Below are 19,058 nucleotides of genomic sequence, written 5' to 3'. Positions count from 1 at the left end.
GCGGCAACCCAAACCACATGCCAGGTTTTTGTTGCTGTCCACAAAACCCATGGCATTCCAACCTGGAAAGCCCCCGACCCCACAGCCCTGAAAACCAAAGCCAGCTAGCCCAAGCTACCCGAGGAAACTACGTGAGGTAAGGCCCCCGTTTCCCGGGGACTTGACAGTGAGGTACTACGTGAGGAAACTGCGTGAGTGCCTGCCCTCCCCCCCCGACGGACCCGCGCCGAGCAGAAGCAGCAGACCAGAGACGCTTTGATCGCAGGCGCTCTGGTCGCGTTCAGTCGTGACGGCTACAACCGCGCCAGCCTCGACTCCGTGGCTGGTCAGGCGGGCTTCTCCAAGGGAGCTGTCTACTCCAACTTCGGCAGCAAGGCCGAGTTGTTCCTCGCGGTCATGGACTACAACTTGGGCGCGCTGCGCGGCGAGGACTGGGACCCGTTCGAGTCTGCCGTCCGGGCCACCGGCGCGCAGATCGACGAGTCCATCTCCATGGACCCCGCCGAGTTGGTCCGTGGTTTCGGTCTGGCAACCCTCGAGTTCATCACGACTGCCGCCCGTGACCCCTCCCTGACCAGCGCCCTCGGCGAGCGAATGCGCGCCCTCCTGGACGCCTACGGCCGCCTCGCCGACCGACGCCGCAGCGAGGGCGAGACCCTCACCTCCCGCCAGATCGGCTACCTCATGGCCGCTCTCGATCAGGGGGCCACGCTCCTGTTCCTGAGTGGCGTCTCCGACGTGGACGGCCCGCTGCTGCGAGACGGCCTCCGCCGGCTGCTCCTCGACACGAGCGGGCCGGCCCCCGATGGTGCTCACTCCACTCCGCTGGCCGACGTGGACCGGATCATGAACCTGCTCGACGAGCCGCCGCACGACTGAGCGGGGCAGGTCGATCCGTCGGCGGATGCGTCGTTCCTCGAGCATCACCGCGGCCGCGCTCAAACCGGTCCGCCAGGCCTCAGACGCGGGCGCGGCCAGGGCTGCCCTTGACGAGCTTGCCACCACTGAACTGGGGAAGAGGAACCCCCACACCGTGCGCGTATTCGAGGATGCATGGTCCCGGTTCCAGCCCGTGACCTCGACCACCTGGCCCAGGATCTGGATCTTGCCCTTCTTCGGTGCCTCGGCATAGGCCCGGGCGTACTTCTCAGTGATCTCGATCCTGGCCGCCGTCGACAGACTCTCTTCAACCTCCACACCCCATCGTGGCCCCATCCCACCGTTTCCCGGGGGAAACTACGTGAGGTACGGCCCCTACCTACGCGGGGACTCTACGTGAGTGTCGTCGGTCCCTTGACATACCGGCGGTATGTGACATACCGTCGGAATCACGATACCGACGGTATGGATTCCTAAGGGCCGTTGGTCGGGTCACCGTACAGGGAGTCATCATGAGCGATGTGGTACTAGAGGTCGACGGCTTGACGCGGCGTTTCGGCGATGTCGTGGCCAACGACCAGGTCGATCTCCGGGTTCGTGCCGGCGAGGTCGTCGGGCTGCTGGGCCATAACGGCGCAGGCAAGACGACCCTCGTCTCACAGGTAGTCGGCCTTCTTCGCCCGGACAGCGGAAGCATCCGGGTCGCCGGAGTGGACGCCGTGGCACACCCAGCCACGGTGCGACGCTGTGTCGCCCTCCAGGCGCAGGCCCAAGCGCCTCTCGACGGTCTCACGCCGAAGTCGGCCATCGAGATCGCCGGTGAGCTTCGAGGCATGTCCCGCGCGGATGCCCGCGCCGCGGCCGAGCGCCTCGCGGACGAACTCGACATCCGTGAGTGGTTCAAGCGCCGAGCGCTGCCCGAGGGCGGCGGTCTTTCCGGTGGTGTGCGTCGACTCACCGCGTTCGCCATGGCTGCCGTCAGCGAGGTCCCTCTCGTCATCCTCGACGAGCCGACCAACGATGTCGACGCATCGCGCCGTCGCCGCCTGTGGGACATGGTCCGCCGCCTCGGTGACGAGGGGGCCGGCGTCCTGCTCGTCACCCACAACGTCGTCGAGGCGGAGCGCGTCGTCGACGAACTCGTCATCCTCGAGCGTGGCTGTGTCGTGGCCGCCGGGTCGCCGACGTCGCTGCGCGCCAGCATCGACGCCGATCTGCGCCTCGAGGTCTCCCTCAACCCCGACGGCATCGACCCCACCGAGGATTCCACCCCCTTCGCCGTGAGCCGTCGCGTCCGCATCGGGCGGCGCGTGATGCTCAACGTCTCCGCCGACGACGCAGCACGGGCTGTGTCCTGGGCCAACAAGCTGCGTTCGCGCGACTACATCGAGGGCTACGCCCTCACCCCCGTGACCCTGGAAGACGCCTACCTCACAGTGACTGCCACCGCTTCGAACCAGGAGTTCGCGAATGTCTGAGCTGACGACCCAGCCGACCAGCCGGGTAGTCCGACCGGTCCCCGAGCCGGTCGGCCACTGGACCATCAACGATGTCCTCTTCCGCTGGAACCTCGCCCAGAACGGGGCGATGCTTCCGCTGTTCACCCTGGTGCAGGCCCTGGTCGCCGGCGCCGTCATCGTCGGGTTCGGGTTCCTGATCCCGAGCATCGACGTGCCCACGGCCCAGTTCCTCTCCGCGGGCGCACCCACGGTCATGATCATGGTCATCGGCCTGGTCCTGTGTCCCCAGGGCGTCGCGCACGCACGCACCAGCGGCCAGTTCACCTACCTGCGTTCACTGCCGGTGCCCCGGCTGCTGCTGTTCATCTCCGACCTGGTCGTCTGGGCCCTGATTGCGGCGCCGGCCATCCCGGTCACCGTCCTGGTGGCACACCTGCGCTACGGGTTCGACTACAGCTTCGCCTGGTTGCCGCTGATCGGTGGATGGCTCCTGGTCACGGTCATGGCAACCTCGGTCGGCTACGCGCTCGCAGTGCTCCTGTCACCGCAGCTGGCCCAGCTCATCAGCCAGGTGCTGGTCTTCTTCGTCATGCTGTTCTCGCCGGTCACCTTCCCGGCCTCGCAGCTTCCGGGTTGGTTCCAGGCGCTGCACGACGTGCTGCCCTTCCGGCCGGCCGGCGACCTCATCCGGGCAGGGCTGTTGTCGGACACCTACCCGGTTGACATGCAGGACGTCCTCGTCCTCAGCGCATGGACAGCCTTCGGCGTGTTCTTCAGCATCCGCGCCCTGGTGAGCCGCGACTGAGTCCCGGCACGCCTGTCCTCCGGAAGCGACTACCCGGACGCAACCTTCGATGCCAGCCAGTACTGGCTTCCGTCAGGTGAGCGCACCAGCCGTTCCTCGTCGATGAGGGCGCGCCGCAAGGTCACGGGGTCCGCCGTGATCGCGGCCAGCTCCTGGGTGATCTCACGCTCCGTCCATGTAGGCCCTTCTTGCATGCAGCCGACGACGATGTCGAAGAGCATGTCACGCAGCGCCTGTTTTCGCGGCCAGCGCTCGACCCGGCCACCGGAGAGGCAACTCCTCAACCTCGGGATCTCCTTGACTCGTTCCTCGAACAAGGCAGTGTCCATGGGCCGCATTCTAGGCAGATCCATGAGGAGAAACCCTTGATGAGATGGCCGAGACCTGTGCGCGCATCATGGAGGCCGAGCAGAAGGCGGGCAAGAAGCTCGTCACCGTCGGTTTCATGCGTCGCTTCGACTCCTCCTACCGGGAGATGAAGGCCATCCTCGACACCAGCGAGAACGGTGCGGTGCGGCTCAACGACCAGGAGCTGTCGCCGCGTGCCGACTTCCACGAGTGGCACCACTACCCCAAGGTCGACGACACGGAGGTCGCGAAGTAGTCCCCGATTTTTCCCCGAAGCTGGTTGAGCCAGCACGTGAGCGCCCTTCCTCTGAAGCCGGTTGAGCCAGCACGTGAGCGCCAGCGAACGGCTGAGTCGAAACCTCCGGCAGCCGAAACAGACCCGACCCCAGCTCCCAGACACGGTCACCACAGTTTCGACACGGCCAGTTCTGAGAAGAACAAAGCCGGTTTGGGGACATGGGAGATAATTCAACCAGCCCGGCTCCAAGTCGGGGATTCGCCGAGGGAATTCAGGGAAGGGTGGCGCATGGAGGGTCTCATCATCGCGGTCGGAGTCGGGATTGCGGTGGTGGCGGGCAACGCCCTGGCCCCCAAGTTGCGTCTTCCGGTGCCGTTGACGCAGGTCCTCCTCGGGTTCGCGCTGGCCTTCGTACCCGGCTTGGAGAGTCTTCACATGCCCCCCGAGGTGGTGCTGCTGCTGTTCCTCCCGGGCCTGTTGTTCTGGGAGAGCCTCACCACCTCCAAGAACGCCATCCGACGCGACCTGCGCGGCATCCTGATCACCTCGACGGTGTTCGTGGTGGCCACCGCCTTCGCCGTGGCGTGGATCGCGTCGTCGCTGGGGATCCCGTGGGAGGCGGCCCTGATCCTGGGTGCCGCCGTCGCCCCGCCCGATGCCACCGCCGCGGCCGCCCTGGCCAAGGGCCTGCCCCGCCGCCAGTTCATGCTGTTGAAGGCCGAGAGCCTCACCAACGACGGCACCGCCCTGGTGGTCTACACCATCGCCGTCGGCCTGGCGCTCGGCGGCCAGTACACCCCTTGGGACATCACGCGCATGGCCGTGGTCTCGTTCTTCGGTGGGATCCTCATCGGTATCGCCGTCGCCGCGGTCGCCTACCCGGCTTTTCGTCGCCTCCACGAGCCCATCACCATCAACATGGCCCTCCTGGTCACCCCGTACGCCGCCTATCTGGCCGCGGAACTGGTGCACGCCTCCGGTGTGCTGGCGGCGGTAGTGGCGGGCCTGATCATCTCGACGCTGTCGAACCAGCTCAGCACCCCCGAGTCGCGGACCCAGGCGGAACATTTCTGGCCGCTGGCCACCAGCCTGCTCAACGGCGCCCTGTTCCTGCTGATCGGCATCGAGACGCGCCTGCTGGTCGTCAACTTCAGTTTCTCCGAGCTCCTGACGCTGGCGGGCATCGCGGTCGGCGTGGCCGTGACCCTGGTGGTCTCCCGTTTCGTGTTCCTGCAGATCACGGTCATGATCATCCGCGCCCTCGACCGCCGGCCTGAACAGCGGCAACGGCGCCTGAGCTACCGGGCCCGGGTCGTCAGCGCGATCTCGGCCTTCCGCGGCGGGGTTTCCCTGGCGATCGCGCTGTCGATCCCCCTGGCCATGAAAGACGGTTCACCGTTCCCCTACCGCGACGAGGTGGTTCTCGTCGCCGCCCTCGCGATCGTGATCGGGATGGCGGTGCAGGGGCCGCTGCTGCCCAAGGTGATCGCGTGGGCCGCCAAGGGCGGTCACACCGGCGACGACGAAGAGGCCGAGCTGACCGAGGAACAGCTCACCACCGAGGGGCGGCTGGCGATCCTGGAGGCCGTTCGCCCCGAACTGCCCGCCCTGGCCGAGCAGGCAGGGGTTTCCCCACGGGTCGCCGAGGCCATGGAGGAGCGCCTCGACGACATCGCGGCCCACATCGGGGCTGACGACGAGGAGGAGGACGTGGCGGAGATCGTCGCCCTCGAACGCCTCCACGGGGCGGTTCTCCGACGGAAACGGGAGCTGCTGGGCCAGTTCGTCCGGGAACGGAGAATCAGCGACGAGACCGCCCGGATCCTGCGGGCCCGCATGGATCTGGAGGAGATCCACCGCAACGGTTACCTCCCCTACGAGTGACCTTCTGAAACGGTTCTGAAACGGTTGAGGGTGGTCAGGGGCGGAATCATCGTCGTCGCCATCATCATCGACGAGCGCAAGAACAGGTAGCGCGCGGAACCACGGGATACGTTGTGAGGGCTCCCCGGTTCGGGGAGCCCTCACCGTCTCATCAGGAAAACCTCACAAACTCCCGGGCCCCGGGATGTGCGGTGGCCCGGGAGGCCATACCTTCCGGTGAAGGGTGGCAGGGGATCGCCTGCTCACAGGTCGACCCTCTCGAAGCGGGCGGCGGCGACCCGGTAGGTGAGGATGTTGCCCGCGACGAAAACCGTGGCCCCGATCGCGAGGACGATCAGTTGCGTCCCGACGTGCTCACCCACCACGTCCAGGTGGGTGCGGAGGAAGGGAACGATGTGGATCAGGACCTCGGCGAGACTGATGTAGAGCAGCACCGCCACGCCCGCCACCACGAACGGTGCCCCGATGTTGTGGGCCGTCTTGTAGTGCATCGTCAGCAGCAGGAAGTTGAAGATCGTGAACATGATCAGCGCGGAACCGAAGAGAGCCGGATTGGCCTCGATTCCGGCGGGGTTCGATTCGTAGAGCACGTTGCGCAGCACCGCGACGGGGATGGCTACCACCAGCTGGGCGATCTCGAAGAGGCAGCAGAGCAGCACCCGGGCGCGCACCGCGTCGCGTTTCCGGATCGGCAGCAGCATGGAGAAGTAGACGTCGTTGGCCTCACGAAAGTGCATGACGGTGAAGAACACCGCGAGGCACATGTACATGAGCCCGACGTAGAGGGGATAGGTCGGGATGAGCATGAGGAGGCAGAGCGATCCCATCACCACGGGAAGCACCAGGTTCGCGAGTTTGAGTTCCTTCAGCAGCAGGTTTTTCACGGCGGTGGTCACTTCCGCTCGAGGTGGATCATGATGGATTCGAGGTCTGCCGCGCCCACCTGGAGGCCGTTGGCCTCGGCGGTGGGGGCGTTCTCGGCGCGGATCAGCGCCTCCAACCGGCCGTCGCGTTCCCGGCAGCCGATCAGGAGTCCGCGAACGTCGTCGCCGGTTCGAGCGGATTCGCCGCTGACGTTTCGGTAGGCGCCGGTGAACTCCCCCAGGGTTGTGCTGGCGAGGATCCTGCCCTTGTGGATGTAGGTGATGGTGTCGGCGCACTTCTCCAGGTCGGTCATGATCTGGGTGGAGAACAGGATGCTGGCGCCATTTTCGGCGACGACATCACGGAACACGTCGAGCAGGTCGTCGCGGGAAACCGGGTCGAGCCCGCTGGTGGGTTCGTCCAGGAGAATCAGTTCGGCCCCGTGCGACAGCGACAACGCCACCGCGTATTTGACGCGCATGCCCTGGGAGAGTTCGTCGAGTTTCTTGGTCTCGACGAGTTCGAAACGCTCCAGCAGGCAGCGGTAGGCGGTCTCGTCCCAGGACCGGAAGAACCGGCGGAACACGTCGGTGACGTCCCGGATCCGTTTCTTCGGGTAGAAGTTCACCTCCCCGAAGGTGAAGGAGATGCGTTCCTTGATCTCCAGTTCGTGGTTCCGGAAATCGAGCCCGAAGAACTCGACACCGCCCGCATCGGGGTGGACGAAGTTCAGCATCGACTTCAGCGTCGTTGATTTTCCCGCGCCGTTCCTGCCGACGAATCCCATGATGGTGCCGGACTGCATCGCGAAAGAGACGTCCTTCAGTTCAAAGGACGGGTACCGCTTGCACAGGCCGCGGACGTTCAGGATCTCCACCGAGGTTGTTCCTTCCAGTTGTGACCGAGCAGGTCCCGGAAGTCACACGGGGTACCCGGGTATCGCATCCACGCCTCCGCTGGGGCGCACTGCGTCACCAACCGGCCCTGCATCAACACCGCGACCCTGTCACCGATCCTCTGCGCCTCGGCCAGATCGCGGGTAGTGAGGATGATAGTCATGCCCTCCCCGGTTGCCAAGTAGCGGATGACCTCGTGGAACTCGCCGCGTGCGGCCGGTCCCAAGTCCTTGGTCGGTTCGTCGAGGAGGAGTATCTCGGGCCGAGTGATGAGGGAAAACGCGATGTCGAACCGTCGACGCTGCCCGTCGTGCAACGCCCCGAGCCGTTTCACGGCGCTCCCGGTCATGCGGACGAGTTCGAGCACATCACCCACGGGACGCGGCTGCGGACAGCCGGGGGTCCTGATCGATGCGTAACGCGCGGCGCAGTACTCGAGCAGGTCACGGACTCGCCACCCGCTGTTCTCGCGCCACATCTGGAGGACCGTGCCGGTTCGCGCATGCCACGCCTCACCGGCGCAGCTCGGGTCCTCGCCGAAAACCTTCACGACACCGGAGGAGGGGGTACGCACACCTCCCAGTATTTCCATCAGGGTCGTCTTTCCTGCGCCGTCCGGCCCCAGAATCACCACCACCTCGCCACGGGTCACCTCCAAGTCGACGCCCCGGAGGGACTCGAACATCCCGTGCCACTTGTGAAGACCCTGCACGAAGACCACGGCGCGGGCCGGTTCGGCGGCTTCCCCCACCGATTTGAGTTCGCTCGAGAAGAAACCACTGATCGTCATCGTCAACCCACCTTTGTGTTCATGAGTTCCAATCGGGAAAGGGATTCCCTGCGGTCCCGGGGCAATTGCCTCTTCTTCGGGATCCGCGGCGCCTGTTCTCGGAGAACCACATTCATGTCACGGCTCCGACGGGATGAGGAGTTGCAGGTGGATGAGGTCGGCACCGTCCCTCGGCAGCGGTGGGCCCGGGGACGGGTCCAGATTTCCGGTGGGCCGGAAACCGACGGAACCGAAACACAACCGCGGTCCCCGACCGTGGCTCGCCGGATGATGAAACGTTCATCCATCATCGCGCCTCCTGTGTGGTTGCTGGCAGGTTGGCTCCCGGGGCCAACACTCGCAAGTCAAGGCCATGACGCCACGCCAAGGTCAAGGGCCTGTTTTCCGGCGGGTCACTCGCCGTTGTCCGCGTACTCTCCCGAGACGAAACCCGCTTCTGGGTCGGGCGGGAACACCACCCGTCCAGAGCCCGTCGGGCCGTTCCGGAGTCCGCGGAACGAACTTTCTGAAAACCCTCCACCGCGGACCACACCGACCCCTATCATGTTTTCCACACCTCCCCGGTAGGAGCAGCTGATGAATGAATTCACGTACGACAGCGCCCAGACGAAGGCGTCGAAGGACCTGGTGAGCCAGTGGGCCGCCCCCGAGGCCACCAGGGCGGCGAGACGAAGCAGCATGATGGCCTCATCCCAGAACGAGCGCCGTTGGGGCGTTGAGGCGGGTGCGCTGGCCTACAAGGCGCAATACGAGAAGAACCTCAACGCCCTACATGACGACTTCCGTTCGCTGGCGGAGCAGCTCAGGGTTTTCGTGGAGGCCCTCGAGCACACCGTCACATCCCTGGAATCCCACGAAGACGACGTCGTGGCCGCTCAGCGGGCTTTGATGAAGAGACTGGAAAGCCCGGAACCGTCCGCTCCCATACCCGATGCCCTGAAGGAGTACTACAAGGGTCCGGGATTATCTGACGGCGACCCCATGAGACCGTACGCGCCGGGCCTCGGGCGCGCAAAGGAGGTTTGATCAATGCCTGACAGCCCTTTGTACGAGAGACTGACCGCGGTGGCTAATTTGAACACCGCGGATCAGGGAACCTCCGACATGGACGAGATCCGGTCGCATATCGAGACAGCCAAGGGAATCGTGGCCCGGGTTAGGCAGAATCCCGGAATCACCGGCATGATAAAGACCGCGATCGAGAGGAAACTGGATTCCTACATAGCGCTTTTCGAGATGCACGAGAAAAACCTCACAACGCTGCGCAGCAATCACGAAGCGGCCTGCAACGCCATGACGGAGGCAGTGGCCAGTTTCGGGACCATATCTAAAAGCTTGATATCGCATCACGAGATGGAAGAATGGCACAAGGGGAAAGAAGTCAGCGTGGCCGGCGAGACAATTCCCTGCGACACCTACTACGCCAATCTCATGGAGGAACGGAACCGCCAGCGGGAGGAAGCCGCCGGCGCGATCTTGGACAAAATGAACAACGCCCTGAACGAAGCTGCCGAAGTGACGGTGGACTCCGGGAACCAGGGTGACGGCGGGGGATCCGGAAGCGCAGGGAGTGGCGGGATCGGTGGGGGTTCCCATTCCTCCGCGTCCTCTCCCCGCTCCATGGGCGCGGGCGGCCTCTCCGGAGGCACCGCCGGTTCAGCCCTGCCGTTCGGGAGGTTCCATCCCGGGGACGATGGCACACTGCTGCGCACGACCCACGATCCCCGGGGCGGCACAGGAAATCTTCAGTGGCCCCGGGACATGCTCAAGTACCCCATCAATGCCCGCATGACCCCGGACGGCCCCGTGGGCGGGTATGTTCCCGCCGACGTGTTGAATGCAGACGATCCCCGCTGGCGCGCCGACTATTCTCCTCCGGGGCTCGCTTCGGGGAGCGGGGCGAAGGCCACAGGCATAGCCGGCGGGGTTCTGGGTGCTGGCGCCCTGGCCGCCAAGGGAGCCGGGAACCTCAATGCCGCGCTGCCCCTGGGGGCGGCCCGCGCCGGCGCCCCCGGTTCCGCCCTCCGTCCCGGAACGATGCCTTACGGCTACGGAGGGGCCGGGGGCGCGGGGAGCTCCAAGGAGAAGGAGAACTCCCGCGACACGAAGGGGTACAAAGTGGTCCGGGTCGACGACGACGCCAGCAGGTCCGTCGATTCCTCATCGTTCGGGGCGGGCGACGCCGCTTCTCTTCGTCCCTTGGACACGGATGACGGGGACGCCTGGTGATTCGGGATTAGCCGGCGTACGGCGACTTTTCACGGGGCAGCGTTGAACACGCTACGTGCGGGGCTCATGACGATCGGGTCATGAGCCCCGCTTCATGGGTTCACCCAACGGTTCCGCCCAAACGGCGTCTCCGGAGGTTTCCCTTCGCGTCGTCCGGATTCTCAGTGGTGTTGTCCGGAATGTCTGGCGTTGACAGAGGCCGCCGCCGCGTTGTCGGCGCGGTTCACGGACGGATCCTCACCCGCCGTTATCTGGGCGGCATCTTCCATGAATTCGGGATTGTTCCAGTAGTCGGAATGCCCGCCATTGGAGGTCGAGGCGATTTTCCCCACTCCGGGAACATACCGGGGGTCCGGTCCGAAATCATTCCCGAATGCATTGTCGGGCCCTAAGCCCGCGACATAATCATGTCCGTTGGCAGATGCATACATGTGACCGTAGGGAACGTTCCATTGGTGCGCGTCGGTGGCTCGCGCCCCGGGGGATCCATGCAACTGGGCGGCGTCGACGACACCCGTCTTCGTGTCCATCAGGGCGGTGCCGGCGGCGAGGGATCCGTAGGAATGAGCGTGAACGGTCAGGTTGGGGTCCACGCCCTGCCTCTGGTGCGACGCGTGGAGGCCTTCCTCGAAGCTGTTGAGGGCCGGAGCCGCCTCGTCCGCTCTCGCGGGTGTCATGTAATCCGTCTGGCTCCCGTTGGAATCGGACTCCAGGAGGCCCGGCGGGGTGTCGTAGCCGATCCATGCGACGACGGCCGTCTTGTCGGCGCCGGCGGCAGTACGCAGCGCTTCGGCGTTGTTCAGCATCCCGTCCATGCCGTTCCTGGCCGTGTTTCCGATCCCGGGAACCATGGTGGCAACGTTGCTTGCCTTGTCCACGTCGCCAACGGCAACGGCGGCTTTCACGTCCTTGTCGTACCCCTCGGGCACGTCCAAGGTGAGCAACTGGTAGTGGTGCCTGGGTTTCCCGTCGGCGCCCGTCGCGTACCCGCCGGAACCGTCCTCCTCCATCACACCGGCGAGTTCGTTCAGTTTGGCCAGATCGGAAACCCGCCGATTGGCCTGTTTCAATTCTTCCTCAAAGGGGTTTGGCGGCTTGATCAGAACACCCGCACTGTTTCCGGAGTTCGTCAGTACCGCCCACTTGTGGGCTGCGTCGATTTTCTTCTGCTCGGCATCGTATTTTTCCTGGACGCTCTTCTGGTGATTCTCGGCGGCTGTGGTTTCTCTCTCCAGGACGTTTCGGTTCGCCTCGTCCCGGGCGCCTCCGGGGAGACCGTCGAGGTTCCTGATTGCGTCGGGGTGTTTCTCGATCAGTTTTCTGCGTTCCGCCTCGGTCAGGGCATTCCACCAGACCGACACCTCAGTTGCGGACCAGCCGGCCTGTGGGAGATCCGGCAGGCCCTGGGAGTCGCTGGCCGCCGTCTCCGCGCACACATACGTGCCGTTGGCCAAGGCGTTCAGTCTCTTGAGGTAGTCGTTGTCGACCTCGACGGCGCAGTCAATGGCGGCCTTGATCAAATCCCTCAGCTCTTGGGCGTTCTTTTGCCGGTCGGCGTTTCTGGTGGCCGTCTGGCCGGGTCCGTTCGGGGCCGCCTGCTCCATGGTGGTCGCCTGCTCCTCCTCGCAGTTCACCGTCCCGTCCTCCCCTATGCTGAGGTAGGGGTATTGCTCCACGAAGGAGGTGCACTCGGCCACTTTGGTCTGGACGTCCCACACCCCGTCGGAGGCATCGGCCGTTGCCATCATGAGCTCGGAGACGTCATTAACGACGCGGTCAAGACTCCCGTTGAGCGAGCCCAACGAACCAAGCATGGCGGTCACCGCAGCACCCGATGACTGCACCCTCCCTTTCGCGGAAACCGCGTTATCGGCCTCAGTCGTCAAGGTTTGACGGGAACTGGTCAGATTCTGGACGGCGGTGTTCAGGTTCGCCGGATTCCATTGCTGGACATCACTCCATGAAATAGCCATGATTCACAACCTTTCCAATCAATTGGCTGCGTCTGTGTCGACATGCCCTGCGGAACGCATGGCCGTCTCGACGTTCGCCTCGGACACTCCGTAGTTGTTTGCCGCGGTCGTCACATCGGCGCTGAAGTCCTCGTAGCACGTCTGGGCGGAACTGCGCCGCCCCTCGATGGCGCTGGCCGCTGACGTGATCGAGCCGGCGGATGAGGATCCGGGCATCGCCGAGGGGGCGTCGGCCATGTCGGTCGTCACGCTCACCCCGCTGATCTCCGTTGCCACGTTGCTCACATCCGTCGACAGGGCCTCCAAGTCACCTGTCACAATGTTCAGGTCGCTCACCATTGACCTCCCACTCCTGATACGTCGTTGTTGGTTGGCCTAGCCAACGCTAGCTCGCACGGAGGTCAGCCCAACCCGCTGCGCGTGTCGCCGTAAACCGCGGTGAACCGCCCTTGACAAGCCAGGATCCCGGACACGGAGCATCAACCGCTTCCCGGGAACGTGTCCGCCCGGGGTCGCGCAGACGCGTCGGCAGAAAACAGCATGGAGCTCCGGAAGACCGCGATGATCTGTCCTCATGATTCCGTCGCACCAGGAGACGGAGACGGCGAAGCGGTAGTCACCGTATACGGCGCAGCAGGCGTACCCGACGGACGAATGAAAGAAATAGTGTCCAATGCCCCAATCAACTCAGCAGGAATCACAGAGGTGTTCGCAAAACCAGCAACCAGAATCAGCCACACCCCGTCCTCACGCCACAACAACCACCGCTGAATGGGATAGGTGTTCTCCTCACCAAAAGTCGCCGTCGCAGCATACCCCCACGCCTTGACACCAGCAATCAACCTCGGCTCCAACGGGATCCCCCGCCCAACCAAATTCTCCTGAGCAGTACCATGCTCCACCCCCTCATCCCGCCTATACTTCACGTCAACATCAGGACCATGCCCTCCAACAATCTTGGGAGAAAAATTACCAATCCGAATCCCTGCTCTACCACGCGGTTCACGATCACTGACAAGCATGAAATTCGCTGTCCCGGGAATCTCCCCGGGCGACAAAACATCCCACCCATCAGGCACCGCAATGGTCACAATATCCGGAGTGTTTCGCTCCTCCCACGATACAGAAGGGCTTGGAGACACGCCATCCGAAGAAACACCACAACCCGACAAACCAAGAACCACAACAACTACGACAGCTACACACCGCCTGAGATCAAACACAATTCACCCCAAATCCGATCACCACCAACCTCACCATAGCCACAAGACCACCACCCAACAAACGAATCCCACCAAGAGTCAACAATTTATATCAGAGCTCAATGCCGGAGAGCACCTGAAACTCGGCGGGACATCAACCCAAGTAACGGTATCAAGAGCCGCAATCAATTCCGGAGCAATCACCGAAGCATCCGGCGCAGAACACAACTCAAAATCCCACCGAATATCATCGCGCCAAACAATCCACCACTGACACGCATGAGACACCCCTTTGTCCGTCTTACGGGTGAAAGAAGCACCCGCAGCCAACTCCCCACCCAAATACCGCGAACCAAGAAATTCGGTATCCGGATACTGCCTCACGCCCTCCTGGGAAACCCAGACACTCATGTAGGCTTCGACATCAAGCTTCCCAGTATAGGGATCAAATTTCACATGATTAGAGTATTTTCGAAGCGCATCACCCTCGAGAAAATCCACAGCGATGCCCTCTTCCTCATCTCCCGGATGAGCGAACCGAATAACACGCGTTATAGGACCAACGACCCTCTCCGGAGGATAATAAAGCTGCCACCCCTCCGGAGGCTCAATAACCACAGTGGAACGCCGCCTCTTCACAGAAGCCGTAGCAGAAGCAGTCGGATCAGACACAGGCCCTGCAGACGAACACCCACCAACACCACCAGAGGCAAACGGAATAGCAACCAGCCCCAACACACCCCCCCCTACGCCTCACAATCATCCTTTCTCCCACACGACTTCTCCCACACGACATAAGGAGACACACCCGGCCCAGTGATGACCCATCCTCATGATTCAGTCACGCTGGGCGAAGGCCCGGGAGACGGCGAAGCGGTAGTCACCGTATACGGCGCAGCAGGCGTACCCGACGGACGAATGAAAGAAATAGTATCCAAAGCACCAATCAACTCCGCAGGAATCACGGAAGTGTTCGCAAAACCTTTCACATCAATACTCCAATGCCCGTCTTCACGCCACAACATCCAGTTTTGAGTGGGGACAGTGCTACCATCACGATAAGTAATCATCGCGGAGTATCCCCAGGCCTGCGTGCCACCAATCATTCTGGGCTCCAAAGCCCGGACGCTACTTGCATAATCAGTCTTCAGCAGGCTGGACACCATCTGATCTCGCTGGAACTCCATATCATTATCCGGCCCATGCGCATCCTCCACATCAGGTGGAGAATTATGAATTTGAATACCTTCTACCGGAGGGAGATGATGACTACTGGCTATCACCAAACTACGAGGATCATTCACTTCCTCACGATCCAGAAGAACCCACCCATCAGGCACCGCTATGGCCACCGCATCCGGAACTTCGCGTTCAACCCAAGAGGCACTGGGATTCGAAGCACCACCCCCACATCCTGACACAAGAACCACCAGCAAAACACTGAAAACAAAAAGAACACCTTGAGGCCCTTTAGCGAACAGGATTCAACCCTCCTCCCACATGACGCCTGAAAAGATTTTGTACCGTATACGCCACAAAATCTTCCACAACCTCGACAGAATCTTTCCACATGACATAACGAGACACACCCGGCCTACCGATGCCCCACCCTCACGATTCAGTCACGCTGGGCGAAGGCCCAGGAGACGGCGAAGCGGTAGTCACCGTATACGGCGCAGCAGGCGTACCCGACGGACGAATGAAAGAAATAGTGTCCAATGCCCCAATCAACTCAGCAGGAATCACAGAGGTGTTCGCAAAACCAGCAACCGAAATCAGCCACACCCCGTCCTCGCGCCACAGAAACCACCGCTGAATGGGATAGGTGTTCTCCTCACCAAAAGTCGCCGTCGCAGCATACCCCCACGCCTTGACACCAGCAATCAACCTCGGCTCCAACGGGATCCCCCGCCCAACCAAATTCTCCTGAGCAGTACCATGCTCCACCCCCTCATCCCGCCTATACTTCACGTCAACATCAGGACCATGCATCCCAACAATCTTGGGAGAAAAATTACCGATACTAATCCCTTCCTGACCACGCGGTTCACGATCACTGACAAGCATGAAATTCGCTGTCCCGGGAATCTCCCCGGGCGTAAGAACTTCCCACCCATCAGGCACCGCAATGGTCACAATATCCGGAGTATCACGCTCCTCCCACGATACAGAAGGACTCGGAGACACACCATCCGAAGAAACACCACAACCCGACAAACCAAGAACCACAACAACAGCGGCAGCTACACACCGCCTGAAATCAAACACAATACCCACCCTTACATCCGGCTACTCATTACTTCTTCCCCATAAACTCTTTACGTTTGGTCTCAGCATCGTTCATGGCGGCATCCATCGCAATGGGGGCTTCCCTATAAATCGGATTCAATCCCCCGACCATCACCCCATCCGCCCTCGTCGTCCGCTCTGCGGAGATATACCTCCGGAACGACTCCTTCTCTCTCTCAGTCATCTGGTTGTACGGCTTGACCTCACCATTGCTGTCAAGAAAATTAACAACCTCTCTTCCACTGTTTTCAATATACTTTTTGGGCGAGAATCTCTCGTCCTCACCCCAGTACTTCCCTTCTGAAACGGCCTGGTAGAACACATCGTCCGCCCATTTTCGTTCCTTGTGGCCAGCAGCGACCCCCTCTTGGCGCGCCACCTCTGCATTGTTCTCATCGAGAAGAGCATCCAATGCCATTGGCACTCCGACGCTCTTTGTCTGCTCAACCAGCCACTTCGCAACATTGCGTCCCTCACCAATGATGCTGCCGAAAGGTATCGCGCCGAGCCCTTTCTGAATCAGAGAGTTCCATCGAGCATTGTTTGCATCCAATGCCTTCCCAGCCTGTTCCGATGCGGCCGCTGGAGAATACGCGAGATCGTTCAATATGGGCGCCCACTTGTTCTGGACACCTTTCACCGCATCCTTGATGGTCAACGCATTACTACTTCCGGGAGAACCTTCCCCAAGAGTATTCCTGCTAGCAAAAACCTCGGAGAGGTCCTTCTCGTATGATGCGTGGGCAGCCACTCTAAGCACGTTTATGGCAGATTCACGTCCGTTGGCGAGCGGCTGGTCGAACCCGAGATCGGTGAACAAACCATTCGGCCCAAGGATCCGTTTGCACCAGTCTTCATTCAAGCTGATCAAATATTGATTCTCACCCGTCAGAGGAGCCACATCAACTGGAGCGCTGCCTTCAGGCTTACCCAAAGACTTGGTGAGCCCTTCCACCTGCGGAGCGAGGATGGACCCTGCCCAGTTCCGCAAAGACCTGTGCTGGGCCCCGAAGGGATCCTCTCCGTTGATGAGGTTGTTCTTGATGTCCAATCCCTCTTGGTATCCGCGCAAGAAATTTCCAGAAACCAGCGCGGCACGCTTGGACCGCTCACGCCACTCCTTGTACTCTTCGGATTCTATATCGAGCCCACGTGGCTCGGTCTCGACCGCAGCTGCCTGAGCCAAAACCCGACCCAGGCTGTCCCCGCCATCTTGAGTACCAGAATAATACTCATTGCCTCGGAACCCCGTGAGGTAGCGAGTCATGTTCATCGGCCCCTTCGCCTCAAGTTTGTTCTCGCGCGCAGGGACATCTTCCGCATTCACATCGAAGGTCGTATCGGAAGTCAGGAATTTCTGCACGGCTTCGAACCTCTTGGCATTCTGATCCGAAATCGAGTCCTGATGCTGCGGGACCCCGTCCAAAGACCCGTCGTGCAGAGAGCTCGGCTCATCCATCAGCTTCAGCATGGATTCCACAGGATCCGTTGCATTCCGGTTGCCTCCAGGAGGCAACTGTTGGCCCCAGTTTCCATATCCACCGTATTGCGCTATTTCCGCGCCATGCTTGTGGTCGAAGGCAACGATGTCCTGCGCCAGTGACCCAGAAACACCACCTGACGACGACTTCTCGTTGAGGAATTCGGCACCGAGGGCCAAGTTGGGATTCGAATTGGCGGCACTGGACAACAGCGTCCCCAGATATTCATACCCATAATGATGTCCATAGTTCCCACCCAGATACTCCTGCCCCGCACCGACGGCAGCACCATCGCTGCGGTACAAGGTATTCCCAACAGTCTTCCACTGATTCAGCCTGGCGCTGGTCAGGGCGCTTATGGATTTACCGGAATCAGTTACGAGTCCTGCTTTAGCAGCAGAAAAAGCCTCTTGATCATGCGCGTTCGCCGGATCCGCATTCATCCCTCCCGTAGACAACACCATCGACGACCCCAAGGAAGCAGAAAGGGATTTCAGAGATTCGTCATAAGCATCCCTGTTGGCCAGCTGCCCTTTATACTGCTCCGCTTTGATGAGGAACCTGGTCATGTCCTCCGGCGTGACGTGCTGTGCAAGCGCCTGCGCGAAGAAGGGATTCGAACACATCCCCCCATACTTGGCATTGAACTCCATGATCTCATCCGGGGTTGGCGAGGAGTTCTTCAGATACCTCGCGGCCTGCGGCGCCAGCTCTTGCGCCTGCTCCCACTCGGCCTGACCATCCACCACGGGAATATCATTGAACAACGCCGAGCCAACCTGATTGCGCGACCCCTGCTTCCCCGGCTCTACAAAGGAATCCAGAGCTGCAGTGAACTTCCCGGCGACCTCCCCGGCCACCGCGTCAAGAGCCGTCATGGCCGCCTTGTACTCGGCGAGAATGTTGGCCTGGTCCTCGTCGCGAAGCTCCAAGAGGGTCCTTTTCTCATCCGCTATCTCCTCAGCGGAAACCTGCCGGCCAGCATCCGTCTCCTGCCGGACGCGCTCCGCAAGGTCCTGAAGATTTCCTTGGTAATTCCTCTCTGCCTGGTCATAGCGCTCCCACAGCTCGGGCACGGTCTTCGAAATGGCCACGTCGACCGCATCCGACCACTGCCCCAATGCCGCGGCCGGCGACACGAATACCCCAGCGAAACCATGCGTATGCTTACCGAGCCTCCGGATCGACTCCATATAGGCGTCCTTCGCCTCCCCCACCCACTCCGGCACCCTGTACGCCGGACACGAATACACCTGTGTGCTCTGGATCATCCCCCGCGCATACCGATAACCCTCCGCAAGCCTGGAAACAGCATCCCGGACATCAGGCGGCAGCGGCATCACATCCTTGCCCCGGACGGTCATCAGTGATCGCCTCCGCTCATCCTCGATGCAATCCTCTGGAACTTCTCATCATTGAATTTTTCCGTCTCGTCATAATTCGAGATCACCTGCTCCTGCCCCGACCCCAGAACGCCACAGGCATCCGAGTACTCCGCTGCCGCCCATCTCGTCACCTGATTAAAATTCAAAGCTTTCGACGCCAAGGCCTGCACTCCCTCGTTGGGACCGGCGGGCAGAGGGTAAGCAATTCCGGTACTCGGTAATTTGTCAATATACGCACCAACCTGCCCGAAATTGTCCGCATCCTCCCAATCCTTCTTCGCATTGATGCCCACAGCCGCACGATTGAACTCAATATCACCCATCAGCACTGACCT

Annotated in this window: 19 protein-coding genes; 7 read left to right on the top strand and 12 right to left on the bottom strand. The window is 61.7% G+C overall.

Translation table 11 applies throughout. The annotated features are described in order from the left end of the window. The first annotated feature begins 195 nt into the window (after positions 1–195). The 3 genes from EL272_RS01135 (at position 196) to EL272_RS01120 (ending at position 3,144) form a co-directional block, all read left to right on the top strand. Positions 196–879, top strand: coding sequence for a TetR/AcrR family transcriptional regulator (locus EL272_RS01135; RefSeq protein ID WP_061787331.1), 684 nt, complete (start codon positions 196–198; stop codon positions 877–879). Between the two features lie 512 nt (positions 880–1,391). Further along, complete coding sequence (locus EL272_RS01125) at positions 1,392–2,357, top strand: ABC transporter ATP-binding protein (RefSeq protein ID WP_061787333.1); 966 nt, start codon at positions 1,392–1,394, stop codon at positions 2,355–2,357. Further along, a complete protein-coding gene (locus EL272_RS01120) occupies positions 2,350–3,144 on the top strand; it encodes an ABC transporter permease (RefSeq protein WP_014845373.1) in 795 nt (264 codons plus the stop codon). The genes EL272_RS01125 and EL272_RS01120 overlap by 8 nt, the downstream gene beginning before the upstream one ends. Positions 3,145–3,173: 29 nt before the next feature. Here the strand turns inward: EL272_RS01120 and EL272_RS01115 are convergent, their stop codons facing one another. Further along, positions 3,174–3,473, bottom strand: coding sequence for a DUF2087 domain-containing protein (locus tag EL272_RS01115; protein WP_159424531.1), 300 nt, complete (start codon positions 3,471–3,473; stop codon positions 3,174–3,176). Positions 3,474–3,517: 44 nt separating this feature from the next. On the opposite strand from EL272_RS01115, the gene EL272_RS15860 reads away from it, so the two are divergent. Continuing rightward, complete coding sequence (locus tag EL272_RS15860) at positions 3,518–3,748, top strand: hypothetical protein (RefSeq protein WP_061787335.1); 231 nt, start codon at positions 3,518–3,520, stop codon at positions 3,746–3,748. A 270-nt stretch (positions 3,749–4,018) separates the two neighbouring features. Continuing rightward, positions 4,019–5,614: a Na+/H+ antiporter gene (locus EL272_RS01105; protein WP_014845369.1), complete on the top strand. Its 1,596-nt coding sequence runs from the start codon at positions 4,019–4,021 to the stop codon at positions 5,612–5,614. Positions 5,615–5,856: 242 nt separating this feature from the next. On the opposite strand, the gene EL272_RS01100 is transcribed toward EL272_RS01105, so the two are convergent. From EL272_RS01100 to EL272_RS01090, 3 genes are read right to left on the bottom strand one after another with little or no spacing between them, the layout of a single operon-like run. Then, a complete protein-coding gene (locus EL272_RS01100; RefSeq protein WP_061787336.1) occupies positions 5,857–6,510 on the bottom strand; it encodes an ABC-2 transporter permease in 654 nt (217 codons plus the stop codon). Further along, a complete protein-coding gene (locus tag EL272_RS01095; RefSeq protein ID WP_014845367.1) occupies positions 6,507–7,355 on the bottom strand; it encodes an ABC transporter ATP-binding protein in 849 nt (282 codons plus the stop codon). Before EL272_RS01095 ends, EL272_RS01100 begins: the two co-directional genes overlap by 4 nt. After that, complete coding sequence (locus EL272_RS01090) at positions 7,343–8,164, bottom strand: ABC transporter ATP-binding protein (RefSeq protein WP_061787337.1); 822 nt, start codon at positions 8,162–8,164, stop codon at positions 7,343–7,345. Before EL272_RS01090 ends, EL272_RS01095 begins: the two co-directional genes overlap by 13 nt. 576 nt (positions 8,165–8,740) lie before the next feature. Between EL272_RS01090 and EL272_RS01085 the strand changes: the two genes are divergently transcribed. Both EL272_RS01085 and EL272_RS01080 read left to right on the top strand, forming a co-directional pair. Continuing rightward, positions 8,741–9,190 carry a hypothetical protein gene (locus EL272_RS01085; RefSeq protein ID WP_061787339.1) on the top strand — a complete coding sequence of 150 codons (450 nt, stop codon included), beginning with the start codon at positions 8,741–8,743 and terminating at the stop codon, positions 9,188–9,190. A 3-nt stretch (positions 9,191–9,193) separates the two neighbouring features. After that, the gene (locus EL272_RS01080) at positions 9,194–10,393 is read left to right on the top strand and encodes a hypothetical protein (RefSeq protein ID WP_126409301.1); all 1,200 of its coding nucleotides are present in this window, start codon (positions 9,194–9,196) and stop codon (positions 10,391–10,393) included. A gap of 161 nt (positions 10,394–10,554) precedes the next feature. On the opposite strand, the gene EL272_RS01075 is transcribed toward EL272_RS01080, so the two are convergent. The 8 genes from EL272_RS01075 to EL272_RS01045 all read right to left on the bottom strand — a co-directional run bounded on the left by EL272_RS01075 (position 10,555) and on the right by EL272_RS01045 (position 19,046). Then, positions 10,555–12,207: an alpha/beta hydrolase gene (locus tag EL272_RS01075; RefSeq protein ID WP_244926132.1), complete on the bottom strand. Its 1,653-nt coding sequence runs from the start codon at positions 12,205–12,207 to the stop codon at positions 10,555–10,557. Between the two features lie 177 nt (positions 12,208–12,384). Further along, positions 12,385–12,702, bottom strand: a complete 318-nt coding sequence (locus tag EL272_RS01070; protein WP_157682447.1) for a hypothetical protein — start codon at positions 12,700–12,702, stop codon at positions 12,385–12,387. A 236-nt stretch (positions 12,703–12,938) separates the two neighbouring features. Continuing rightward, positions 12,939–13,457 (bottom strand): hypothetical protein, encoded by a 519-nt coding sequence (locus tag EL272_RS15570; RefSeq protein ID WP_123823938.1) that lies wholly within the window; start codon positions 13,455–13,457, stop codon positions 12,939–12,941. Between the two features lie 210 nt (positions 13,458–13,667). Next, the gene (locus EL272_RS01065) at positions 13,668–14,069 is read right to left on the bottom strand and encodes a hypothetical protein (protein WP_073969993.1); all 402 of its coding nucleotides are present in this window, start codon (positions 14,067–14,069) and stop codon (positions 13,668–13,670) included. A gap of 329 nt (positions 14,070–14,398) precedes the next feature. Next, a complete protein-coding gene (locus tag EL272_RS01060; RefSeq protein WP_126409300.1) occupies positions 14,399–14,872 on the bottom strand; it encodes a hypothetical protein in 474 nt (157 codons plus the stop codon). A gap of 307 nt (positions 14,873–15,179) precedes the next feature. Next, positions 15,180–15,845 (bottom strand): hypothetical protein, encoded by a 666-nt coding sequence (locus EL272_RS01055; RefSeq protein ID WP_126409298.1) that lies wholly within the window; start codon positions 15,843–15,845, stop codon positions 15,180–15,182. A 19-nt stretch (positions 15,846–15,864) separates the two neighbouring features. Continuing rightward, positions 15,865–18,702: a hypothetical protein gene (locus EL272_RS01050; RefSeq protein WP_061787342.1), complete on the bottom strand. Its 2,838-nt coding sequence runs from the start codon at positions 18,700–18,702 to the stop codon at positions 15,865–15,867. Further along, positions 18,702–19,046, bottom strand: coding sequence for a hypothetical protein (locus tag EL272_RS01045; RefSeq protein ID WP_014845357.1), 345 nt, complete (start codon positions 19,044–19,046; stop codon positions 18,702–18,704). The genes EL272_RS01050 and EL272_RS01045 overlap by 1 nt, the downstream gene beginning before the upstream one ends. Positions 19,047–19,058: the final 12 nt, after the last annotated feature.

The sequence above is a fragment of the Arachnia propionica genome, assembly GCF_900637725.1.
GTDB lineage: Bacteria > Actinomycetota > Actinomycetes > Propionibacteriales > Propionibacteriaceae > Arachnia > Arachnia propionica.
Note: the sequence above shows the minus strand (reverse complement) of the source record. Positions and strands in the feature narration are given on the sequence as shown.